Raw genomic sequence first — 23,890 nt, forward strand, 5'->3', positions numbered from 1 at the left:
TTATTATTAGATGATAGATGAAAGATGATAGATGAAAGATGAGAAATGGATATAAAAAAAGTCCGCTGCAACTCTCTCGAGCAACAGCGGGACAAGCCTATGTTTAACTAAAAATCCTTTTTCTAAAAGAAATTTTCAGTCCACAAGGACTAAAAATTTGAAAGTTTAAATGGGAGCTTCACAGCGACCACCTGTTATCCTACAGTTGAAAACTTTCTTTTTTACCAATAACTAAAAACCTAAAACTATAAATATTACTACTAACCTAAAACAATCTATTAACCTTTTGACGATGCAAAGGTACGACGATTTTTTGAACCGTGCAAACATTTATATATTAATTAGTGTAAAAAGTGCACTATTTTGATTTATATCAAGGGTTTGTGTGCGCAAACAACGCTTTTTTATGCTTTTCCCTTTGCTTTTCATCACTTTCTTATTACCTTTGTGGCTGCAATGAGAGTATTGATAGTAAACACGAGCGAACAGGCGGGTGGGGCAGCCGTTGCAGCCAACCGACTGATGCACGCACTTAATAATTATGGTGTAAAGGCTAAGATGCTGGTACGCCAGAAATCAACCAACGAGATTACGGTGGTGGGACTGCAGGGCTGGTGGCGCCAGCGCTGGCATTTTTTGTGGGAGCGCCTGGTGGTGCTGCTTCATCTGCATGGCAATCGTCAGCGACTGTTCGAGTTGGATATTGCCAATGCGGGCACGGACATCACACGTTGTGAGGAATTCCAGGAGGCCGACATCATTCATCTGCACTGGATTAATCAGGGCATGTTGTCGCTGGGCGACATCAAGAAGATTTTGCGATCGGGCAAGCCGGTGGTGTGGACCATGCACGACATCTGGCCTGCCACAGCTATCTGTCACCTGACGCTGGGATGCAGTAACTTCCGTACTGGCTGTAAAAACTGTAAATACCTGCCTGGCGGTGGGGGCAACAATGACTTGGCAGCGCGTGTGTGGAAGCGTAAGCAAGCCATGCTGGCTCAGGGCAATATTACGTTTGTGGCTTGCAGCAAGTGGCTCGAGCAGGAGGCGAAGAGTAGTGCGTTGTTGCGAGGACAGACCATCACGAGCATTCCTAATCCTATTGACTTAACGGTGTTCTGTCCTGGCAGTCGTGAGGAGGCTTGTCAGGCTGAGGGTTTGCCCTCCGATAAGAACCTGATATTGTTTGTTTGTCAGCGTGTGACGAATCCGCATAAGGGCATGCAGTATCTGATTGATGCCTGCAAGAAGTTGGCCGAGGAGAAGCCTGAGATGAAAGAGAATACGGGTGTGGTGATCCTGGGTGGCCATGCCGACGAGGTGGCCGATGCCTTGCCATTCCCTGCCTATCCTCTGGGGTATGTCAGCGATCGTCAGCGCATTGTACGCATCTATCGCGCAGCCAGCATGTTTGTGCTGCCTTCGCTCAGCGAGAACCTGCCCAACACCATCATGGAGGCCATGGCCTGTGGTGTGCCTTGTCTGGGTTTTCGCGTGGGTGGCATTCCTGAGGAGATTGATCATCGAAAGAATGGCTATGTGGCCGATTATCAGTCGGTTGACGATCTGGCCAAGGGCATCGACTGGATTCTGAACGAGGCCGACCGCGAGGCGTTGAGCATCGAGGCGGTGAAGAAGGTGCGTCATCACTATGCCACGCAGCAGGTGATGGTGCGCTATATTGAAGTCTATCAACAGGCCTTGGCCCAGAAACACTTGAAACTATGATACGAATAACGGTTGTTACCATTACATATAACGCAGAGGCGGTGCTGCAGCGCACACTGCAGAGTGTGCTTCGTCAGACATACAAGGGCGTGGAGCATCTGATTATTGATGGCGCCTCGAAGGATGGCACGCTGAAGATGGCGGAAGACTATAAGAACGAGTCGGACCAGTCGGACCGTGGCCATAAGGTGATCATCAAGTCGGAACCCGACCGTGGCATTTACGATGCCATGAACAAGGGACTGATGCAGGCCTCAGGCGACTATATCGTGTTTATGAATGCAGGCGACTGCTTTCCTAAGGACGATACCTTGGAGCAGGTGGTGCGCCGCTGCCGACTGAGTGAGTGTCCTTCTGACGAGTTGCCTGGCGTGCTCTATGGACTCACGGACATCGTTGATGACGAGGGACGCTATCTGCGTCCACGCCGACTGCAACCTCCCTCGCAACTCAACTGGCGCTCGTTCCGCCATGGCATGCTGGTGTGTCATCAGGCCTTTTATGCGCGTACGGACATTGCCAGAAACCTGCCGTACGATGTGCGTTATCGCTTCTCGGCCGATGTGGACTGGTGTATCCGTGTGATGCGTGAGACGGAGCGCATGGGACTGCCTCTATGTAATATAGGTATGGTGGTGGCCAACTATACGGAGGAGGGCGCCACCACGAAGAATCATAAGGCTTCGCTCAAGGAGCGTTTCCATGTGATGCGTCGCCATTATGGTTTGTTGACTACTGTGGCCATGCATGCCTGGTTTGTGGTTCGCTCGGTGGTTCGAAAATAAGTTGAAAAGGAATATATGTGGGCTGTGCAACGGAGGTTTGTTTATGGCATCTTGGGGCTGCTATTCTGCTGCCTTGGCGCTTCGGCTCAGGGCGAGGCCATTGACGATGTGATGCAGCATGTGCCCATGGCCACCACGCTGGTGCTGCGTGCCAGTGGCGTGAAGAGTCAGTCGGACACATGGGCCGAGTTTCTGGCATCAACAGGTGCTTCCTATCTGTTGGCCACGGGTGTCACCTACTCCCTGAAGCACAGTGTCAGGGAATGGCGACCTGACGACAGCGATCAGCGCTCGTTTCCTTCTGGGCATGCTACCTATGCCTTTGCTGGTGCCACGGCCTTGCGCCATGAATACGGACATCTGTCGCCATGGATCTCCATTGGGGGCTACGGACTGGCCACGCTGGTGGCTGCCGACCGTGTGCGTCGCCATCGCCACTATACGCACGATGTCTGTGCAGGCGCAGCCATTGGTTGGCTGAGCACGGAGCTCACCTATTATATAAAAAAGAAGTATATCAAGTCCGACCGTGTCGACGTGGCTTTCACGGGTCAGTTGCTCTCTTTGTCACTTCGCTGGTGAAGGGTGACGCGTATCGGAAGAAATGAAAAAATACCTGAAACAGTATGAGACTATTATTCGATATTGAGTATCAGACCATGTTCGGCGAACAGCTGGTGATGAACATCATGGGCGACGGACCAAAGCCCGACCAACTGGCCATGTCGACGGTGGATGGCCTACACTGGACTGCCGAGCTGATGTGGCCCAAGCGCTGTGAGGGCTGTCTGGACTATTACTATAGTGTGGTGCGTGGCGACAGAGAGGTGCGCCATGAGTGGCTGGTGGAGCCGCATCGACTGGAGCTGACTGCGGTGAAGGGGGCGCTCTATCGCATCTTCGACCATTGGATTGATATTCCTGATGATAGTTATATGTACTCGTCGGCTTTCACCGATTGCGTGATGACGCACGAGCGTGGCATGAGTCCTGACACCGACTATCAGCGCACCATCCGACTGAAGGTGCGTGCGCCGCAGTTGCGCTATGGCGAACGTCTGGCGCTGGTGGGCGAGTCGGCCTACTTGGGTGTGTGGGACAGCGCAAGGGCGTTGCCGATGTACGAGCACAACTGCCACGAGTGGGTGGTTAGTCTGGATGCCGACTGCCTCACGGAGGTCACGCAATATAAGTTCATCATCCTGGGAAAGGGCATGATGTGGGAGGATGGCGCCAACCGCATCCTAAAGAAACCCGAGATGCAGGCTAACGAGGTGGTGGTCTATGAACTTCAGCAGGCGCGCTTCGGCATCCCTCAATGGAAGGGGGCTGGCACGGTGATTCCTGTGTTCTCGCTTCGCAGTGAGGGGAGCTTTGGCGTGGGCGACTTTGGCGACTTGAAGATGATGGTGGACTGGTGTGCCAAGACAGGTCAAAACATTCTGCAGATCCTGCCAATCAACGATACTACTATCTCACACACCTGGCAGGACTCGTATCCTTATAACTCTATCAGTATCTATGCACTTCATCCGCAATATGCCGACCTGCGACAGTTGCCTGCCATCAAGGACGAGGCGCTGAAAGATAAGTTCGAGTCGCTGCGACAGGAGTTGAATGCCCTGCCGCAGATTGACTATGAGCGCATGATTACGGCGAAGATGGACTATCTGCGTGCCATCTTCCAGCAGGAGGGGGCTACTGTGCGTCGCCGTACTACCTATAAGCGCTTTGTCGATGACAATCGCCAGTGGCTGGAGCCTTATGCGCGCTTCTGCTTCTATCGCGATAAGTATGGCACGGCCACGTTCTCGGAATGGCCCACTCGTCTGCCCAAGGCGGATGCAAAGGTGATTGATTTCTGGTATTTCGTGCAGTATATCCTCGACCAGCAGATGCGTGGGGCACACGAGCATGCCCGCAAAAACAGGGTGATCCTGAAGGGCGACATCCCCATCGGCATCAGTCGCGACGGCGTTGAGGCGTGGGTGGAACCGCGTTACTTCAATCTCAACGGACAGGCGGGTGCGCCGCCCGATGCTTTCTGTGAGGATGGACAGAACTGGGGCTTTCCCACTTATAATTGGGACGAGATGCTCAAGGACGACTGCTCGTGGTGGGTGCGTCGCTTCCGCAAGATGGCTGAATATTTCGATGCTTATCGCATTGATCATGTGCTGGGCTTCTTCCGCATCTGGGAGATTCCCATGCCCGAGAAGTCGGGCCTTCTGGGACAGTTTGCGCCTGCCTTAGGCATGAGTCGCGAGGAGATTGAGGCTTATGGCATCTATGGTCATCTGGACGATCTGTTCCTCGTTGACCATAAGCGCAACGATCGCTGGCATCCACGTATCTCTATCCAGTCGAAGCCTGCGTTCCAGCAGTTGCGCGACGACGAGAAAGCATGCTTCAACCACCTGTACAACGATTATTTCTATCATCGCAACAACCAGTATTGGTATAACGAGGCCATGAAAAAGCTGCCTCGCCTCACGCAGGCCACGCGCATGCTGGTGTGTGCCGAAGACCTGGGCATGGTGCCCGAGTGTGTGCCCTGGGTGATGAACGAGTTGCGCATCCTCTCGCTCGAGATTCAGTCAATGCCGAAGGATCCGCAGGTGCGCTTTGGTCAGTTGCCCTTCTATCCTTATCGTTCGGTGTGCACCATCTCTACGCACGACATGCCCACGCTCCGCCAGTGGTGGGACGAGGATGAAGCGCGCACGCAGGACTATTATAACAGCGAGTTGCACTACGAGGGTGTGGCGCCGCATCCCATGCCGGCCGACTTATGTAAAGGGGTGGTGGCGCGCCATTTGATGTCGCCTTCCATGCTCTGCCTGCTGTCATTGCAGGACTGGCTGTCCATCGACGAGCACCTCCGCTTGCCCGATGCCAATGCCGAACGCATCAACATCCCTGCCAATCCGCGTCACTACTGGCGCTATCGCATGCACCTCACCATTGAACAACTGCTCAATGCCAACGAGTTTAACCGTGAGGTGATGATCCTGATAAAACAAGGAGGCAGGTAATTTTGACCAAATATGTTCTTATATGTGTTAAGAATGTAAATAATCATCAACAATAAAAATATATTAAAATTCAAAAAATAAAATAAAAATATCAGCTCATTTAGGGCTGATATTTTGTTGTTTTAATCAATTTATTTAACTTTGTTGCACTTATAATCATCTCTTTTTAAGGAGATATGCATTTGTCTAATTTAATTGTTCTTTAGATTGACTCTCTAATTGAACACCTTGGCCATTTGCAATAATAACCAATGATACTAAAAACTAATGTTAGAAAACACTCAAGGGTTTGTAAATGATGCAAACCACGCCGTAGGCGTATCTTCTCCCCAAAATAAACAATGGTATATTGCTGTAGTTAGGCTTAATACCGAGAGGTCGTCAAGTAAAAAACTTGCAGCCCTTGGGTATGAAGTCTTTCTTCCTGTTCAGAAAGAGGTTTGTTTGTGGGAAAATGGCCGGAAACGTTTGTGTGAGCGCGTACTTTTTCCTGGTATTATTTTTATTCGCCTAACGGAAGAACAGAGAAGAATAGTCGTTGCTTTACCTTATATAGATTGTTTTATGGTGAACCGTTCTGGATTGGTGAATTCATATAACCGTCATCCATTAGCGATTATTTCGGATGAGCAAATTGAGCAGCTAAAATTGTTAATGTGTAAATCCAATTCAGATATATCTGTAAATGCTTCAAATCTAAAGATTGGAGATAAGGTTAGAGTTGTTCGTGGCGATTTGATTGGATTGGAAGGCCATGTTTGTCGGAATCGAAATGGTCATAGTTGCCTTGCGATTATATTGGACAATATTGGCTGCGCAACAGTAAAGATCTCTTTAGACGATGTTGTTCGGATTTGAAATCAGTTGTTATGGGATGTTAAAAATGTTTCCATAAAGATAATTCCTAATTAGAATAAACTAAAAATGAAAACTAAGTTATTACTAACACTGGCAATCACATTACTTTCGCTATGTGTTGGAGCACAAGATAATGAGGCAGATGAAAAAAAGAAAGCCTTAGAGTTTCTTCATAAGAACATGAATGGATGTTATTCATTGAAGAGCGATAATCTATCACGTTATTACTCATATATGAAAAACATTTTTGAGGAGAAATGGTTCTATTCAAACGATCAGTTTCGCTCTGAATATAGGTCTGCATTGAATGCTTTTCCTTATACTCCAACAGAATGTGATACTGTATATGACAAAAACAGTGTTACCATGACCTATTTACAGGATAATATTGAACTCGCATACAAAATGTGGAAGCGCAATAGCCATGCAACCTCCTTTGAAACATTTTGTAATTATGTGCTTCCATACAGAATAGGTTATGAACCTATTTCAGATTGGAGAGCGTATTATATTGAAAGGTATGGTGATGCGGTGAAGTTGTATTTTAGTAAGCAACACAATTATTACTATGTATACGGTATTCACAATAGACTGAACAGAGGGTTTAATGGAGCCGTTTATTATCCTTCTGGCCCCATACCAGAATTTTCCCTAAAAGACCTTGTATCAGTAAAACTCGGTAACTGTGAGTCATACTCAAATCGTACTGTTGCCCAATTACGTGCCTTTGGAATTCCGGCAACTGTTGACTTTGTTCCCCAATGGGGAAATCGTTCCATGGGACATTCATGGGCGGTGATGTTTGTTGATGATGACTATACATTGCCTGTAGGCGTAAATGAAACGCTTGGGTCTCATTTTGACGAACGGGCTGAGTTAACTATGCCAAAGGTTTATCGTCAGACATTTGCAATTCAGGATTGGTTGAAAGATTTCTGTAAGGATGAAGGCCAAAACACTCCAGATTTCTTGAAAGGTCAGAGAGTCATAGATGTGACGGATAAATATGTGGAGACATCAGACGTAACTGTTCCAGTCAAGGATGACATATGGATAAAGAATTCAAAATGGATATATATTGCTGCTTTTAACAACCGTCAATGGGTTCCTGTATATTTCTCAAAAAACAATGGAAAAGAGGTCGTGTTCCATAAGATGGGACGTAATATCATGTATATTGCATTTTGTTATGACGAGTTCGGACGTCGTCATTATGCAACCAATCCATTCCTCCTAGATGGTGATGGCCATGTGAGGTTTCTTGAAGCAAAGAATGATAAAGTGCACGATATTACAGTTACACGAAAATACTGGGAATCTGATGCCTTAAAACAATATAATCGCCAGATTGAAGGTGGAAAGATTGTTGTTTCAAATGATTCTGATTTCAAAGACTCGCTTATTGTGTCAGAAGTAGCAACGATAAATGAGAATCGTTTTCATACGTTCCCGTTAGCCTATTCTGGAGCTTTCAAATATCTGAAATATTGGTCACCACGAAACTCGTATGGAAACATTGCAGAGATTGAACTGTATGACGATCAGAATAGACTAATCAGACCGCTGCGTAGTTGGGGAGGAGCCAATGCATGGGTAGAGCATAGTGCACAGAAAGTGTTTGATGGTGATGTTCTTACCTCTTATAGTAGAATGCATCCGGATGGCGCATGGGCTGCAGTAGAGTTGCCTCAAAGTGTCCACATCTCCAAATATAGAATACATCCGCGCACAGATGGAAATGCGATTTATTCAAATAACGTTTATCAGTTGTTGTATTGGAAGGATGGCAAATGGATGCTGTTAGATGAGAAAAATGGGGATCAGATGGACAGCCTGACTTTTCAGAATGTTCCTGAGAATGCATTGTTACTACTCCACAATAAGACGCAGGGAACAGAGGAACGTGTATTTACTTATGAGGGAGGTAAGCAGATATGGTGGTAGGATTAAGGTTCGTTTTTGTTGTTCTGTGGTATACCCTTTGCATGTTCGCATGCATTGACACGAAGTGGTTTGTATATCCTTCCCTGTCTCAAACATTATTGCCGTCTGTTGTTGCGATATTAATGGTAATAATATGTACGGCTTACCATTGTCTGCATAAAGAAACGTTTAGGTGGAACCGCATCCAAATCTTTGCTTTAATCTGGATTGTATATGTTCTTCTTCATGGGCTGATGATTGCGTCGCCAGAACAATACAAACAAATGTATTTGGTGGGTCATTTGCTTTTGTTAGTTGGTCTTATTGCTTCACTTCGTTCTGGTTTGATAAATAGAAACCATCTGGTCAATGGAGTATTTTTGATTGTGGGTATTCATGTACTATATCTCACACTTCAACGTTTTGGTTTTATGTCCTCCAGTAATCCTTATTTTGAGCTAACGGGAGCCGACGAAAATCCTAATGTCACGGCAATTGCTATTTCAATAGGCATTCCATTCATTTTGTGTAGGATAAAAGGGGAAAAGAAACTGTGGTGGTACGTTGTGTTGTTGGCTCTTTGTTTTGTTTGCCTCTTGGCTTTGAAATGTCGAACGGCCTATGTGGGAATTACCTGTATGTTTCTGTTCTGGTTATTTAGGAAATTTTGGCAGGGAAATAGTAAAGTCAGAGGCAATAAACTTCGATGGGCCTTACTGATACTCATATCCATTTTCGGTGTCTTTGCTTTTGCAAAGATGTATTCGTGGAAAAAAGATTCTGCAGACGGACGTCTGTTTATATGGCAGCGCTGCTGTGAGATAATCACAGAAAAACCTCTTGGCATGGGGTATGGATTGTATGAGCATAGTTATAATTTATATCAGGCGCATTTTTTTGAGACTCATGAAAATGCCCGACTGGAGAGCGAATTAGCGACAGCTTCTGGTAGTGCCTATAATGATGTGCTTGAGCATGGCGTTCAGGGCGGTGTTGTTGGAAGCCTATTCTTTCTTTTATTCATGCTCATGTTGATTCGAATTGCTATTCGTTCTCGAAATAGCTTGTTGTCGTGTGTTATGATGGCGATCCTTGTGATGTCATTGATTAATAGCATTTGTTATTCTATTACGCCTTGGCTTCTTACGATTGTTATCGCAGCAATGATTGGTGAAGAGGATAATTCGATAAAAAGCAAAAAGTATTCTCTTCTATGTCAGCTCGCCTTTGTTCTTTTTGCTGTTTGTTTCCTGGGTAGAAATATTTTGATGACGAAATCTCAGATGATGCTTAATAGTTATAAGAGTCATCATATGGAAGATGTCAAATTAGTTAAAAGTCTCTATCCTAATATTGGAACTTCAGAGGCCTACTGGCGATATCTTGCATCATGTAACGAGGTAATGAATGACTACAGGTTAGCATCGGATTGTTATGATGAGGCCTTGAAATATACCTCAGCGCCCTCGTTGATTTATAAATCAGCTATGTGCAAAGAGAAGTGTGGGGATATTGATAAAGCCATCGACAGGTTGAATATTGCATGTAATATGCTTCCAGGAAAACTCTCGTATAAGTATTCTTTAATGACGATGTTCCTGAATCTAGGAGATGTTAATCGAGCAAAGGAAATTGCCCAAAGGATTCTTGTTACTCCCGTAAAGAATGCTTCGGAAAAATCCTTGTTTATTATAGATAAGGCAAAAGAGGTGGTTGAACAATAAAAAAAATTATGCGCATAACAATAATACTAAAAACATTTAAAACTAACAGTATGAGAAAAAAACTATTTATCACAGCCTTAACGTTTATGGTTACATCGGGCTGTTTTGCGGGCATCTTCCCCTTCTCAGAACAAGAAGAGTGGATTTATGCCGAGAATGCTGAAGCGTTGAATTTCCGAGGAAATGCTGTCGGAAGTGATGCGCTGGAAGAGTTGGTACAAAAGTATTGTGTACTGACAAGTGATGCTGGCTTCCTAAAGAAACTGTTCGTAGAACGTGAAATTAGGAAGGCTACCTATGACTACATGGACTATAAGCCATGGGACAAGATGCTTTGCAAACAAAGAATTGATAGTCTCTATCAAGACTCTATTAATGCCAGACTTATTCCATATAACCCTTCTGTTGCAGGCGAGGTTATCACTATGGCGGTACGTTTGTCAAAATCAGTCGGCGCTTCACCAGAGACAAAAGGCAGGATAGTGGCGCTTGGATTAGATGTAGCCAGACGGAAAAGACTTAATCCAAATTACTTTTACGACAAGGAGATTATGGACAGCCTTCGAACATTCTTGAAAAAGGATCAGCTGGTTCGTATTCTTGTGACGAAGAATAGTGATGCGGCAAAACAAAAAGCCGTGAAATCTTGGGAGAACGCTGTTCGCGAAGGACTTGTTGTGGATGAGGATAGTGTAGATGCTATAGATAAGGCTCAAGATTATTACACCAGCGAAGGTGTCATTAACGACCTGTACGTAGGTCATGAGTCTGCACGTATGAAAAATCTGTCGGCTCTGTGGAAGCGCCAGCCGTTGCTTGTTCGTATGGATGGTGCCATTCAAAGAAAAACAGATTTGAAGAATAGAAAAGAGGAAGAAAGTAAAACAGATAATAACCTAGAATGGTAATATGATGAAAAAGAGTTTCTTTATATCATTGATGGCGTTGGCTTCAATTGTCCTGCCATTGCCAGCAAATGCCCAAATTGATAAGAGTGAAATACAAGAGGCTATTAATGTTCTTCGTGGAATGTCTTTGGACCATACTCCAGAATGGGCTGTCGAGCGATTAAAGTCTGTTGATGATTCGACATTTGCTCCTTTGGCAAGCAATGCACTTGCGATGGCTTATCTAACAGGAACTGGCGTAGCCCAGGATTCTGCAACGGCTGTTGCTTATTTTGAGAAGGCTGCAAATTTAGGCTATTCCAAGGCCTTTCATAATTTAGGCATGCTGCAGAAGAATGCATCTTATGGCTCACAGAATTTTCATAAGGCAGTTGAATATTTTGAGAAGGGAGCGCAAGCAGGTGCACCAATATGCAACTATGATGCTGGCTATATGTATTATAAAGGCCTTGGCTGTCAGCAAGACTATGTACGTGCGATAGAATACTTTAAGAAGGGTGCACACAATAGTCCTTCATGTCAGTATATGTTGGGCCTTTGTTATCGTAATGGATATGGCGTAGAGGCTGATGAGGAACTGGCTAAAGCTTATTTGGAGAAGGCATCTTTGGCAAATTACCGATATGCCATAGAGGAGACCCTTCGTGAAGATGCTGAGGTGCAGCCTTCGATTAGTGTTAATGCAGACCTTGTTCCAGAAACAATGCCTGAGTCTGAATTATTCTTAGAAAGTACAGATGATCTCTCTGGAGTCTATCGTGGCGTGGTTGCTACTTACGACTGGAGTGGCAATCATGTTGTGAAGGAACAGAATCTGGAAATTCAATTCCGAAAAGCTGATGATAGCTATTATGGTTTGTGGATTCAGGAAAGTGATACAATTCCTTTTTCTGCAGTTATCGAAGAAGACGGTCTTCTGAGATTCTGTAATACCCAAATGTTCATGTCCGACCGATACATTGAGGGTAAAAAGGCTGAATATATTTTCGAGGACGCATCATTGGCTCTTCTTAATAACTCTCTTTCAGGAGGTTTGCGACTTTATTCTATGACTCAGATGGAGCCTCAACGCCCCATGTATCTGTCTTTGAATAAGGATGGTGAGGATTCAGAAAATGCTGATAAATACGTTTGTCACCTTTCGGCCTATCCTGTGGATGGTACAAACCAGGTTGAGGTATGCTTTAAGATGCCAGAGGATGTAAATTCGGCCTCAATCTATATGAGTACTCCAAACGGCATGACAGCCAAGAGTTACAAATTGGGAGGCTTGCAGAAGGGAACTCATCGCTTTGTCATATCAACCAATCTTAAGAAGGGTATTTATGCCGTTACTTTGTTTGCAGATAAATACCATGGTCAAACCTTAATTATGTTAAAATGATGAAAAGAATTTTGTTGCTAATATTTCTTTTAGTAAATTTGCAACTTACAATGCAGGATGGAGACTTGCGTGTTTCTTTGGCCTCAATATCAGCTCAGTCGTATATGTATGAGGAGTTGCCAGAGGTTGAAGTGATTGGCAATCTCCGTGACTGTCCATGGGGATGTGGCACACGTCTCTGTAAAACGGAAATGGATGTGCATGAGCAAAATTGTGATTTGAGAATGGTGGAATGTCCTAGTTGTCATCAGAAAGACTACAAAAGTAGGATAGACAATGGTTGGCACCAATGTGGTAGTTCGTCGAATAACGAAGAATCTAACACCGGTGGCGGAGGTGGCGGTCACTCTGGTGGTGGTGTTGGTCACGTCGATGGTGGTGGAAACTTTGGCGGCTGGGGGAGTGACACAGGTAGTAGTTGGTCCTCAACGCTTTATAGTCCAATGTATAACGAAACAATGGTACCTAATTATAAATTTCCAAAAGAATGGAAAGGGCAGTTGCCAGATAGGGTCGCATGCTATATTTGTTGTATGGAATATATATACAATATACAACGTTCCACTCCGGATTACTATAATAATACTCTTATCAATGGTACTGAACGATATGCGTATCAAAGGGTCTTATATAAATTTGATTATGTAGATTTAACCCGTCAAGATGATTTTCGGGGAGTATATCCCTCGTCTGCTGGTGATCTTCTATCCTTTGAAGACTTTCAATATGTTGAAATCGGGAAGAATGATATTAGAAGTTATCTTGATTCCCAATATTTAATTATTTTGTGCTCAACGGTTTATATTGGTCCATCTGTGTCAGCCCATGCGGTGCTTGTTATTGGTTACGACAATAATAATAATTTTATTGTTGTCGATCCTGCAACTGGTAAAATAAGGAAACAGAAAGATGACGGTGATTACACTTCAATTATAGCAATATCTCCAAAAAACATTTATATAAACAAATAAATATGACTATGAACAAGATTTTAGCAATACTAATATTTGTATTTTGTATACAAACAATGAATGCGCAGACAACACTGAGCATCAACTTCTTAAAAAGTAACAAATGGATGATAATTAAAGATGGTATTGAAGATGGAAAAAAAGACACGACAGTCATCTCTTTTGATAGTAAGAAAATGTACACATCTACACATTACCATTTCCTCCATCCTGTAAGAAAGGAAGTCGTTGATAAGACAATAAAGATTGATCATGTGTATTATCTATCAGATGCTATCTATGGTAATTATGATGCGACAAAAGTTGGGAAGGCTACTAGTGGTAAATATATTACATTCCATAATGTAACTTCATCATACGAAGATCCCAATGGATATTCAACTTTTGAAGTCACTCGAAGTAGCAATTCCGAGATAGTATTAACTTTATGTAGTTTTACATCTGGAGAAATTGATCAGATTGGCAGAAAATTGACATTGAAAAAGAAACAATAAAGAGTTTTACTTCCTCAACCTCTGAACATATTTCACGGGTTCCCCATCGCCCTTCAGTACATCTGCGAATGTCTGAGGGGCGATTTCTACTGGGCTACTCATAAACTCGGGGATGTTATAGCTGCGCAAGAACTGACGGTGGTAGTCGGGATCGGCCTGAGGCAGCTCGAAGGGCTTGCCCCACTTGCCGTTCTTATCCATGTGGGCAAAGAACGGACGGGTGAAGGTGCCATCGTCGCGACGACTGCTGAACACCAGCCAGCGACCATTGCTCGACCATGTGTGATAGCTCTCCGTATCGTCGCTGTTCACCTCCTTCAGGGGCTTTGCCTCGCCCGTGGTCAGATCCATCGCCCATAGGTCGGCATCGCGATGCCAGATGTGGAAATAACCGTATTTCGCCATGGTGAACACCATATAGCGTCCATCGGGACTGATGCGTGGCAGCACGGCACTCTGGTCCAGCGTGTCGGCAGCAAACACAAGTTGGCGTGGGCCAAACTGCATGGTCTCGGGGTCGAAACTCTTCTTATAGATATTGTATTTCAGTTCCCTGCATCGGCTCACCAACTCGTTGATGCTCGACTTGCTGTAGTCCTTGCGTTCGTAGTGGGCGCTGCAGTAGTAGAGCGTCTTGCCGTCGGGCGCCCAGGCAGGGAATACCTCAAACTCGGTGGTGTCGTTCTCCAGGTTCGTAATCTCGTTCTTGTCAATGTCGTAGGCAATGATATCGCTGGCCTGGTCGTACACCTCAATCTTGTTGGGGTCGGTGGTATGAAAGCTCTGGTTGGTCCTGTCGGTGGAATAGACGATGAGCTTGAGCCAGGGGTGCCAGGCAGGATAGACACCTGCCGAGAGGATGGAGTCGTTCTTCATGTTCACCTTCTTGATGGTGCCGTCATAGGCAATCACCGTGCCACCACAATGCTGACGGGCATGAAACTGCATGCGGTTGGGATTGCCCATCTGGTAGTTATGGCAGTTGATGCACTGTCCGTCGGCCTCGAAGCCGCACAGCATATTGTCGTAGATCACACTCTCGTCGTAGTTCTCCAAACAGCGCTGACTGATGGTCAGGGCCTCGTAGCTCACGAACGACGAGGGGATGAGACGATAGCTCAGGTAACTGTCGATGCTGTCGGCCGACACGTGAATCTTGAAAGGCTTGTGGTGCGTCCATTGCTCACCGTGGCGCACAAACACATCCACGTTGATGTCGCCACTCTGAGCCGTCAGCGCCTGCCAGTCGGTCATCGAAGGCTGCATCTTGTCCTCGCACACCACCTCGATGCCGTCGCGCTCATAGCGGGCAATCATGCCGTCGGCCTCCTCGTCATCAAGTTCGAAGGTCAGCGGAGCTATGTTCTGGGGAATGGTCACATCGACGACATCCGGATAGATCTTTGGCAACTCGTCGCTCTCAGCATACTCCTTGGGCACGCTGGGCGAACAGGCCGCAATGAACAATGTACAATGTACAATGAATAATGTATATAGGATAGAATATGTGATCTGTTTCATAACTTTCATCTTTCAACTATCAATTAGTACTCTGGCAACTCCCTCATCAGGTAGTAATCATAATAATAGGTTTGGCGGAAGGCCTTCAGTCCCTCGCGTGCATATTCCACATCCATGTCGTTATAACGCTCGGCAGCCTGCGAGAAACTGTCGAACGACTGCTTCACACTCTGGTCGAAAGGCAGTTGGTCCAGGTTCTTCAAGCCCTGAATCATGCCATACAGATAGGCAGCCTCCTGGAAATGGCGTGGCATGTGGTCGTTGGGATGCAGGTTACTGTAGTCGCGGAAGTGATACCAGAACTGGTCGATGTCCTTCGTATAGAGCGATGCCAGCATGGCCTGCTCCAGGAAGTAAGGATCGTCCTTATAGATGCACTCTGCCAGTCGGTTCATCAGGAACTTCTCCACATAGCCACCGTCGCCCGACAGCATGTTCGGATAGTGCATCATGCGCGCCACGTCCTTCAGTTCCGCCATATTGCGTGCCTCCTCGGCCCAGTCGGCAAAGAACGTGGTGTGCTTCAGTACGTTCAGGTATTTGCGCGCCCTGCTCTCCTCCTTGTTCACGATGGCACACTTAGCCAGCAACTTCAGGTTCTCGGCGCGCCAGCCAAACTCCACGCCCATCTCCGTGCAGAGTCGGGCACTATAGTTAATCATGCCATAGTGATAGTACATCAGCGGACCCGATACCAGCATCAATCGCATGTCGAACGGAGCGTCATAGCGCTTCGAGCCATTGGGATAGAGGTACATCTCATCGGCCTGACGTCCCAGTCGGCCCAGTGCCAGGTTGCGCATCATCACGATGGCGCGTGTGGGCTCATCCTTCTGCAGCGCAGCCTCGGCCATCACTCCCTGCCAGTCGTTCTCCTCGATGCAATGCTGCATCCTTATCTCGTGGTGGAAGTTCTCGTCCTTATACCACCAATGCCACACGCCCCATGACAGCGCAGCCACCAGCAGCACCTGCGTGCCCAGGGGCAGCCATTTGCCCATCTTTTCTGTCTTTATCTTCTTGGCCAGGGCCTCGCCCACCACCATCAGCACCATAAACAGCGCCAGTCCGTAGTAGGGTAGGTAGAACGCATGATATTCCTCCGTGACGAAGAACAGGGGCAAGGCCGCATAATAGATATTCGCCAGGTTTGTCTGGTGATACACCAGGTGATAGCACATCAGGGGCACCAGGGCAGCACCAGCTACAGCCAGCACCGAACCCGTTATCTTCTGCCACACAGGCATCTTCAGGTTCCAGATGAGCAATCCCATCAGCAGCGTGGCGCCCAGGCCATAGATGCCCAGCAGCGGATAACCCACCAGAGCAGTAAAGATGATGAAAATGAGAGGCAGACCGAAGCGCTGAGGCAGCGAACGGAAAGCCCATAGCAGCGCTACCACGGCGATGGTGCCCAGTGTTCCCACAAACACGTGGCCAGGCAGTTTGAGGAAATACACCCAATAGCCCATGTCCACGATGGTAATCAGCAGCAAGGCCACTGGTACCAGCGTCAGCGCCACCCATTCGTTGCTCACCCAGAACGCCCGCTTGGTGAGCCACATCAGCGCGAGCCATCCCAGGCACAGCAGCAGCGTGCCCAGCCAGGGATAAAAGAAAAACTGAGTGAGATACGTGCCCATCCACGACAGCAGTCCGCCGGGCACCACTATCTGTTCGTTGAAAAACAGACTGGTGTCAAGGAAAAGGTTCTGTTCTTGCAACTTCCACAGCAGGTCGTTCTCGAACAAGAGCAGTGCGCCAGCCACAACGACCAGCGTCGCCATCCAGGTTGTTATTGGTATAAACCGTTTCATATATTTAGTTAGCATTTTTTTTCTTCTTTCTTTTTTTACCTCTTTACCTTTTTACTTCAGGTAATCCGTATTGTCGGGCCCCAGGTAAAAGCCCGTCTCGGGAGGCTGGTTATAGCCCACGTTCTCCGTGGCCACACTCAGTCGGTAGGGGATATCCTGCATCAGACAGTCGATGCGATAGTCGGTGGGGATGGTCGATACATAGATGCGCAACTCCGTACTCTCACGATTGCGGGTGATCACCTCCTCGCGCCAGTCGCCCACGATGTCGGCACTCAGACACGGGTTCTGTTTCGTGCCGTTGTTAAACTGCCCATCCAGTCGCTGAATCACCTTCGCGCTGTTCGTTTGCCAATCGTATTTCGTGATGGTGCTGCGATCCAATAGCTCGCGCAGCAAGTCGCCGTCCCACCAAATGCCAAAGTTGATGCTCAGCGCCCTGGGGTTGATGTGGTCGATGACCTCGCCTTTCATGTTTCTCACCCCACGGCTGTCGATGCTCCACATCTCCGTGCCAGGGTTCGTCGGGTCGATATCCGCAGCCATGGCGCGCCCCACGTCCGTGGTCGATTTCACCTGAAACACCACCTCGCCCGTCTTCGCATTGCGCAGGTCCGACCCATCGCGCTTGTTCTCATGGCAGTCCCAGATATAGAGTTGCCCGTCCTTGTGGTCAGCAATCAGGTGGATAGCATCGCCATGCCCCATGCCCGTGTTATAGAGTCCTGTGCCATCGTGGTCCACAGCCATCGAGCCATACGTAATCTCGTCCCATCCGTCGCCATCCACATCCGCCACGCGCAGGTTGTGGTTACCCTGTCCTGCATAGCTGGCCCATTGAGGATTATTGGTGTCAAACACCCAGCGCTGTTTCAGTTCACGTCCGTTCCAGTCCCATGCCGCCAATACCGAGCGCGTGTAGTAGCCACGACAGGACACCGCACTCGCCGTGCGTCCGCCAAAATAGCCCACCGCTGCCAGATAGCGCTCCGACCTGTTGCCACGGTTGTCGCCCCAGCTGTTCACATCGCCCCGTTCAGGCACATACGGCTTCGTGTCCATCACCTCGCCCGTCATGCCGTTAAACACACTCAGGTATTCCGGTCCCGTCAGGATGCGCCCAGCCGGGTTGCGATAGTCGGCCAGGGAGTCGCCAATCACCTTTCCTTTCGCGTCGCGCGTGCCGTCAGCCGTCTTCACCATCAGTTCCGCCCGTCCGTCGCCGTCCAGGTCATATACGATGAACGGCGTATAGTGCGCTCCGCTGCGGATGTTCCGTCCCAGGTCAATGCGCCAGAGTCGTTCGCCATTCAGGCGATAGCAGTCAATCAGCGTGGCATCTGTCATGCCGTCATGACTATTGTCGTGCGAGTTCCACGGGTCCCATTTCAGGATAATCTCATATTGTCCGTCGCCATCCACATCCGCCACCGTCGCATCGTTGGCCGAGTGCATCTCGTCAGGCTTCTGCAGCGGAACGACGATGTAGCCGATGGCTGATGTCTGAAGGCTGAGGGATGAGGGTTGATGTCTTCCATCTTCCTTCTTCCTTCTTCCCTCATCCATCTTACATCTCACCTCATACACCGCCCCCTCCTCGGGCTGCTTGTCTATGAACCACGTGCCCCCTTTGGTCAGTGGGGCCTCGTTCAGTTTCTTCCCATTGCGATACACGTCGAAGGCCGCCCCCTTGGGGTCGCTCTTCAGCAGTCGCCACGACACGAAGGCACTTCCGTCCGCCTGACGCACGGCCACCACGCCGCGGTCCAGTTTCTCCGTGCACAGTTTTTCATAGTCATACCTCGGCTGTGCCAGAGTTGTCAGCCCTGCCATCACCATCAGCATCATCGTGTCTAGTAAGCGCTTCATCATCGCAATATTTATTAATTAGGTATTGGTTTCAAGGGTGCAAAGGTATAAAAAAAACTCGACATCAGTCATGGTCATCGAAAAAAATCTTTTTGAAGGCTATAATTGTGATGAATTTATTAATACACAATTATAGCAAATTATTAGTAATCGAAACGTTTTTGTTTCACTTTTCCATTAAATGCTAGCGAAAAAATACCAACTTTTCGGTATTTAACATTCTTTTATGCAAATTTTTTTATAATTTCTTCCCTTGTTTAAATTCTTTGATATACTTTTGCAGCCAAATTGCTATGTTTATAGGTAAAAAGATTAGTTTAATTGTTTTTAAAAGGAACTATGAAAAGAGTGTTTACTTCATTCTTCCTGCTAAGTTTAGCAGGTAGTAGTGCTCTGTTGGCCCAGTCCACAGAAGCGATTACTGTTGCAGGTAAGCCCAAGGCCCCTGTCTCAGAAGTTAAGCAACGTCCGCGTGTTGGAAAGATTAAGGTTGCTCCCACGAGCAAGTACAACATCGCCCCTAAGGACTATGCCGACTTTGTAGCCCAAGGCGGTCTGCAGAAAGGCAAGTCAGTCAACCGGACCAGTCAACCAAACCGTGCCGAAAAGATTGCCGCATCCGAGGTCTATCCCGACAGCATCTATTTCTATTCAGTGCTCGACTCGCGTACCGACGATGCCAACGGCTTTGCCCAGGGACAGGTGCTGGGTTATTATCTCAATGGCAACACCAAGCTCTATCAGGAGCATAACGGACTCGTGCTGCCCACCGAGGCTATCGGTTCCAATGGCTCTTACGTATTGGTGGATGGCAAGTGGTATTGCTTCTGTAGCGGGAAGATTAGTGTTTACGATGTCAAGACGGGTCAGCTGCTGCAAACCAAGACCGACTATCTGAAGGGCGACACACCTATCCGTCGTCCAACAGGTGCTGCCTACGATGCCTCTTCCGACAACTTCTATGTACCCACATGGAGTGGCATCCTCGAGGTGAAGCGTTCCGACCTCAGTTCCCAGATTGTTGGCAACTTCGATGCCTTCCCCCTTGCCATGGTGTCGGCCAAGGATGGCATTTATTATATGGCCTACGATGGCTCTCTGTATAAGTTCAACAAGGAAACAAGTGCTGCCACCAAAGTCTATGCCGATATCAAGGGCGACATCGAGTGCATCAACAACGTGGCTTCAGCCAGCTTCGATTTCGCCACTGGCAAACTCTATTTCAACTACCTGGACAACAGTTGGCAGGGCCACATGGCCGTGTTCAACCCTGCAACAGGTCAGACCACCCATCTCATCGCCTATCCTCAGGGCAGTTTCGCCATGGCAGGATTTTCATTGCCTTGGGCTGCCGACAAGGCCCCTGCTGCCGTGAGTGGCATCGCGTTTGCCGATGGCAAGGTGACTTTCACTGCACCCACCAAGACCTACGATGGTGCCGACAACCTCTCGGGCACCCTCAAGGCCCTTGTCACCATCGACGACAGCAACACCATCGAGACCTCGGTTACTGTCGGTGCTCAAACCACCGTTGATCTGAACCTCACCGATGGCGCTCATAAACTCACCATCCAGGTGGCCAACGACAAAGGCAGCAGTCCTGAGCGCGTTGACCATGTGTTTGTGGGCAGCGACATCCCCAACGCCGTTGGCAACCTTACCCTGAGCATCAGTGCCGATATGAAGGCCAGCCTCTCTTGGGACGCTCCTACCACATCCTTGAACTATGGTCCTGTGGATGAGGCTTCGCTCAACTACGACGTCATCCGCTATCCTGGTGCTGTCCAGGTGGTCACCGGCATCAAGGCCACCTCTTTCTCAGAGCAGCTCACCGATGCCCGTCACGACTACTATTACGAGGTGGTGTCGCACACTGGCACCAATGGCAATGCCAAGGCCAAGTCAAACGTGTTCCCTGCTGGCAGCGTGTGGTATCCCCCCTATAAGGAAACCTTCTATTATGAAGAGAACTTCCAGTCGTTCAAGGTCATCGACCGCAATGCCGATGGCAACACCTGGATCTGGATGTGCCCCAGTAACGACCCCACACTGGCCGAGGCCTGGTTGCATGGTAATGGTGTGACCGACCCAGAGAACGGTTTCGTTTCTACCTATAACGACGACTATTTCATCTCGCCCAAGGTGGCTCTCGAGGCCGGCAAGGACTATCGCCTCTCGTTCGACTGGGGTGACAACTATTATTATGGTGAGAAGATGAACATCTTCCTGGGCAAGGGCACCGAGATTACCGATAGTGTGGCCCAGATTACCCCCACCTTCTCGATGGACTATGTGCCTGGCAAGGCAGCCTTTGTCTTCCATGTGGCCGAGGATGGCAAATACAACATTTTCTTCCACAACACCACCGTTGGCAACAGCGTCAATGTGATTCTCGACAATATTGCTGTTGAACTTTATGCCAACTACAACGCTCCCGACAGCGTCGTTAACGTAAGTGCTGTTGCTGGCGAACAGGGCGCACTTGTAAATACCCTCAGCTTCACTGCCCCCAGCAAGACCTATGCCCAGGGCCAGTTGAGTAGCATCTCTCGCATCGACGTGTTCCGCAACGACAGCGACCAGCCCGTCCATGTGTTCCAGTCGCCTGCCGTAGGTGCCCGTCTGTCGTGGACCGATACCGAGGTTCAGAACGGTCTGGTCACCTATAAGCTCGTTCCCTACAACGAGGCCGGTCAGGGTCTCGCTGCCGAGGTCACCAACTGGGTTGGACTTGACATTCCTTCTGATGTGCCCACGCTCGCCATCAAGCAGGTGCAGGGCGAATGGGGCAACTTCACCGCTCAGGTAGACTTCACCCAGGTGCCCAACAAGGGTAAGCACGGTGGCTATGTGGTGCCCGATGATGTGAAATATGTGCTCTATCGCTACGATGAGTATAACTTCAGCGAACACTGGCAGGCCCAGAACAATCCCACCAGCGCCTTCACCATTACCGACGAAAACTACTGGGGATGGGGACAGGCCTATGTCACCTATCTACTCGTGGCCCAGAACGCTGCAGGTTCTTCTGATGGCTATATGGCCGGCATCGTCCTTGGCGAGCCCTATGCCCTGCCTTACAACGAGTCGTTTGCCTATGGCTTCGTCAACCAGGACCCCTGGACACGTATGAGCGACAACTACGATCATGCCTGGAACGTATCCACAGGCAGTGGCATCTCTGTGAAACCCTACGACAACGATGGTGGTATGCTGGCCTTCACCTATATCAACGAGACCTCTAATAAGGAGGTGATGACCACTCCCCGTGTGTCTCTGGCCAACACCGTGAACCCCGAGCTCAGCTTCTATATGTATCATGGCGCCGATGCCGAGGAGGACGATGTGGTGCTCGACCTCTACACCAACTATCAGGACGAGGGTTTTGTGGCCCACAAGGCTATTCTCGACTATAACAACGGCACCGAAGGCTGGAGTCGCTTCTCATTGCCCCTCGACAACACCAAGACCGACGTTCAGTTGGCCTTTGCTGCCACCGCCATTGGTGCCGTGGCTCCCATCTATATCGATAACATCACCATTGCCGAAGGCAACAAGCACGACCTCGCCCTCGAGCGCATCAACGTCGAGAAGAAGCGCGTGGATGCAGGCGAGGCTGGCGTGTTCACCGTATCTGTGGCCAACTATGGCATGGAGGCTGCCAACGACTATAGCGTCACCCTCATGAAGGATGGTCAGGCCCTGGCCACCCAGACTGGCGACAACACCGTGACCAACCAGGTGAAGACCTATCGTTTCAGCGTGCCCACCACCAAGGCCGAGGCAGGCGAGTCGCACCTCTATAGTGCTGTCATTGCCCTCGAAGGCGATGTGAACACCGCCAACGACTCAAGCACCGTGGTAAAACTCTCTGTCCGTGGCAACCAGTTGCCTGCTGTCGATGCCCTCCAAGGCCGTTGCGCTGCCGGTAGTGTGAACCTCAGTTGGACAGCACCTGCCAAGGATACATATGTTGAGTCGGCTACCGACGATTTCGATAGCTACGACAACTTCATCATCAACAACATCGGCGACTGGACTACCTACGATGGCGATGGCAGTGCCTACACCATTGGCTTCACCTGTCCTGAGTACGACAACTACTTCGCCCCCATGGCTTGGCAGGTATGGAACCCCACGCAGGTGGGCTTCGACCTCAATAAGTTCCCTGTATTGAAGCCCCATTCTGGCGACCGTTACCTCGCCACATGGGCAGCCACCAGCGAAACTAGCGTCATCCCCTCCGACGACTGGCTCATCTCGCCCGCCGTTGTGGGTGGCAGCGACATCAGCTTCTGGTATCGTGTGCCCAATGCAGGTTCTGATGCTCAGGTGTTCGAGATTATGACCACCGACCTCGACTCAACCGATCCCCTCGACTTTACGGCCATCGATCGCGACTCGCTGGAAGGTACTACCGACTGGGTGAAGTTCGAGTTCACCCTGCCCAAGACTGCCAAGCACTTCGCTATCCGCGCCTGCTCGCAGACCAGCAACTATATAGTGGCCTTCCTCGACGACCTCACCTATACCTCTGTCAGCAACCCTGATGTCAAGGTGTCGCTCACGGGCTATAAGGTCTATCGCGATGGTCAACTCATTGCCACCCTTGGCAAGGACCAAACCACATACGCCGATGCCGAGGCCAACGCAGCAACAGGCAACAGCTATTTCGTGACGGCTGTCTATGCCGAGGGCGAGTCGAATGGCTCGAATGTCTTCGTCAGCGACTTCACCAACGCCATCCACAGCGCCAGTGCCGATGCCGCCAAGGCCAATCAGACCTACAACATCTCTGGTCAGCGTGTCAACAACAGCTATAAGGGCATCGTTGTGGTGAATGGTAAGAAACACATCCGTCGATAGTCGC

At 48.6% G+C, this 23,890-nt stretch carries 15 protein-coding genes; 12 read left to right on the top strand and 3 right to left on the bottom strand.

The features are described 5' to 3' along the window. Positions 1 to 456 precede the first annotated feature (456 nt). The 11 genes from M1D30_RS02120 to M1D30_RS02170 all read left to right on the top strand — a co-directional run bounded on the left by M1D30_RS02120 (position 457) and on the right by M1D30_RS02170 (position 13,813). Positions 457 to 1,731: a glycosyltransferase family 4 protein gene (locus tag M1D30_RS02120; RefSeq protein ID WP_248505771.1), complete on the top strand. Its 1,275-nt coding sequence runs from the start codon at positions 457 to 459 to the stop codon at positions 1,729 to 1,731. Next, a complete protein-coding gene (locus tag M1D30_RS02125) occupies positions 1,728 to 2,516 on the top strand; it encodes a glycosyltransferase family 2 protein (protein WP_248505773.1) in 789 nt (262 codons plus the stop codon). The genes M1D30_RS02120 and M1D30_RS02125 overlap by 4 nt, the downstream gene beginning before the upstream one ends. Positions 2,517 to 2,540: 24 nt before the next feature. Further along, entirely contained in the window at positions 2,541 to 3,098 is a 558-nt protein-coding gene (locus M1D30_RS02130) for a phosphatase PAP2 family protein (RefSeq protein WP_248505775.1), read from the top strand. A 44-nt stretch (positions 3,099 to 3,142) separates the two neighbouring features. Further along, positions 3,143 to 5,551, top strand: a complete 2,409-nt coding sequence (locus tag M1D30_RS02135; RefSeq protein WP_248505777.1) for a 4-alpha-glucanotransferase — start codon at positions 3,143 to 3,145, stop codon at positions 5,549 to 5,551. A gap of 267 nt (positions 5,552 to 5,818) precedes the next feature. Then, positions 5,819 to 6,409 carry a UpxY family transcription antiterminator gene (locus tag M1D30_RS02140; RefSeq protein ID WP_248505779.1) on the top strand — a complete coding sequence of 197 codons (591 nt, stop codon included), beginning with the start codon at positions 5,819 to 5,821 and terminating at the stop codon, positions 6,407 to 6,409. Positions 6,410 to 6,475: 66 nt separating this feature from the next. Continuing rightward, positions 6,476 to 8,353: a transglutaminase-like domain-containing protein gene (locus M1D30_RS02145; RefSeq protein WP_248505781.1), complete on the top strand. Its 1,878-nt coding sequence runs from the start codon at positions 6,476 to 6,478 to the stop codon at positions 8,351 to 8,353. Further along, entirely contained in the window at positions 8,344 to 10,056 is a 1,713-nt protein-coding gene (locus M1D30_RS02150; protein WP_248505783.1) for an O-antigen ligase family protein, read from the top strand. The genes M1D30_RS02145 and M1D30_RS02150 overlap by 10 nt, the downstream gene beginning before the upstream one ends. Positions 10,057 to 10,106: 50 nt before the next feature. After that, positions 10,107 to 10,964, top strand: a complete 858-nt coding sequence (locus M1D30_RS02155) for a hypothetical protein (protein ID WP_248505785.1) — start codon at positions 10,107 to 10,109, stop codon at positions 10,962 to 10,964. Between the two features lies 1 nt (position 10,965). After that, entirely contained in the window at positions 10,966 to 12,348 is a 1,383-nt protein-coding gene (locus M1D30_RS02160; RefSeq protein ID WP_248505787.1) for a tetratricopeptide repeat protein, read from the top strand. Next, positions 12,345 to 13,319 carry a papain-like cysteine protease family protein gene (locus tag M1D30_RS02165; RefSeq protein WP_248505788.1) on the top strand — a complete coding sequence of 325 codons (975 nt, stop codon included), beginning with the start codon at positions 12,345 to 12,347 and terminating at the stop codon, positions 13,317 to 13,319. The genes M1D30_RS02160 and M1D30_RS02165 overlap by 4 nt, the downstream gene beginning before the upstream one ends. An 8-nt stretch (positions 13,320 to 13,327) precedes the next feature. Continuing rightward, positions 13,328 to 13,813 (top strand): hypothetical protein, encoded by a 486-nt coding sequence (locus tag M1D30_RS02170; RefSeq protein ID WP_248505790.1) that lies wholly within the window; start codon positions 13,328 to 13,330, stop codon positions 13,811 to 13,813. 6 nt (positions 13,814 to 13,819) lie between these two features. On the opposite strand, the gene M1D30_RS02175 is transcribed toward M1D30_RS02170, so the two are convergent. From M1D30_RS02175 to M1D30_RS02185, 3 genes are read right to left on the bottom strand one after another with little or no spacing between them, the layout of a single operon-like run. Then, entirely contained in the window at positions 13,820 to 15,334 is a 1,515-nt protein-coding gene (locus M1D30_RS02175) for a hypothetical protein (protein WP_248505792.1), read from the bottom strand. Positions 15,335 to 15,357: 23 nt separating this feature from the next. Further along, positions 15,358 to 17,151 carry a DUF6057 family protein gene (locus M1D30_RS02180; RefSeq protein WP_248505794.1) on the bottom strand — a complete coding sequence of 598 codons (1,794 nt, stop codon included), beginning with the start codon at positions 17,149 to 17,151 and terminating at the stop codon, positions 15,358 to 15,360. 51 nt (positions 17,152 to 17,202) lie between these two features. After that, the gene (locus M1D30_RS02185; RefSeq protein ID WP_248507714.1) at positions 17,203 to 19,020 is read right to left on the bottom strand and encodes a rhamnogalacturonan lyase; all 1,818 of its coding nucleotides are present in this window, start codon (positions 19,018 to 19,020) and stop codon (positions 17,203 to 17,205) included. Positions 19,021 to 19,359: 339 nt separating this feature from the next. Between M1D30_RS02185 and M1D30_RS02190 the strand changes: the two genes are divergently transcribed. Next, positions 19,360 to 23,886 carry a hypothetical protein gene (locus M1D30_RS02190; protein WP_248505796.1) on the top strand — a complete coding sequence of 1,509 codons (4,527 nt, stop codon included), beginning with the start codon at positions 19,360 to 19,362 and terminating at the stop codon, positions 23,884 to 23,886. Positions 23,887 to 23,890: the final 4 nt, after the last annotated feature.

The sequence above is a fragment of the Prevotella sp. E15-22 genome (assembly GCF_023204875.1).
Lineage (GTDB): Bacteria > Bacteroidota > Bacteroidia > Bacteroidales > Bacteroidaceae > Prevotella.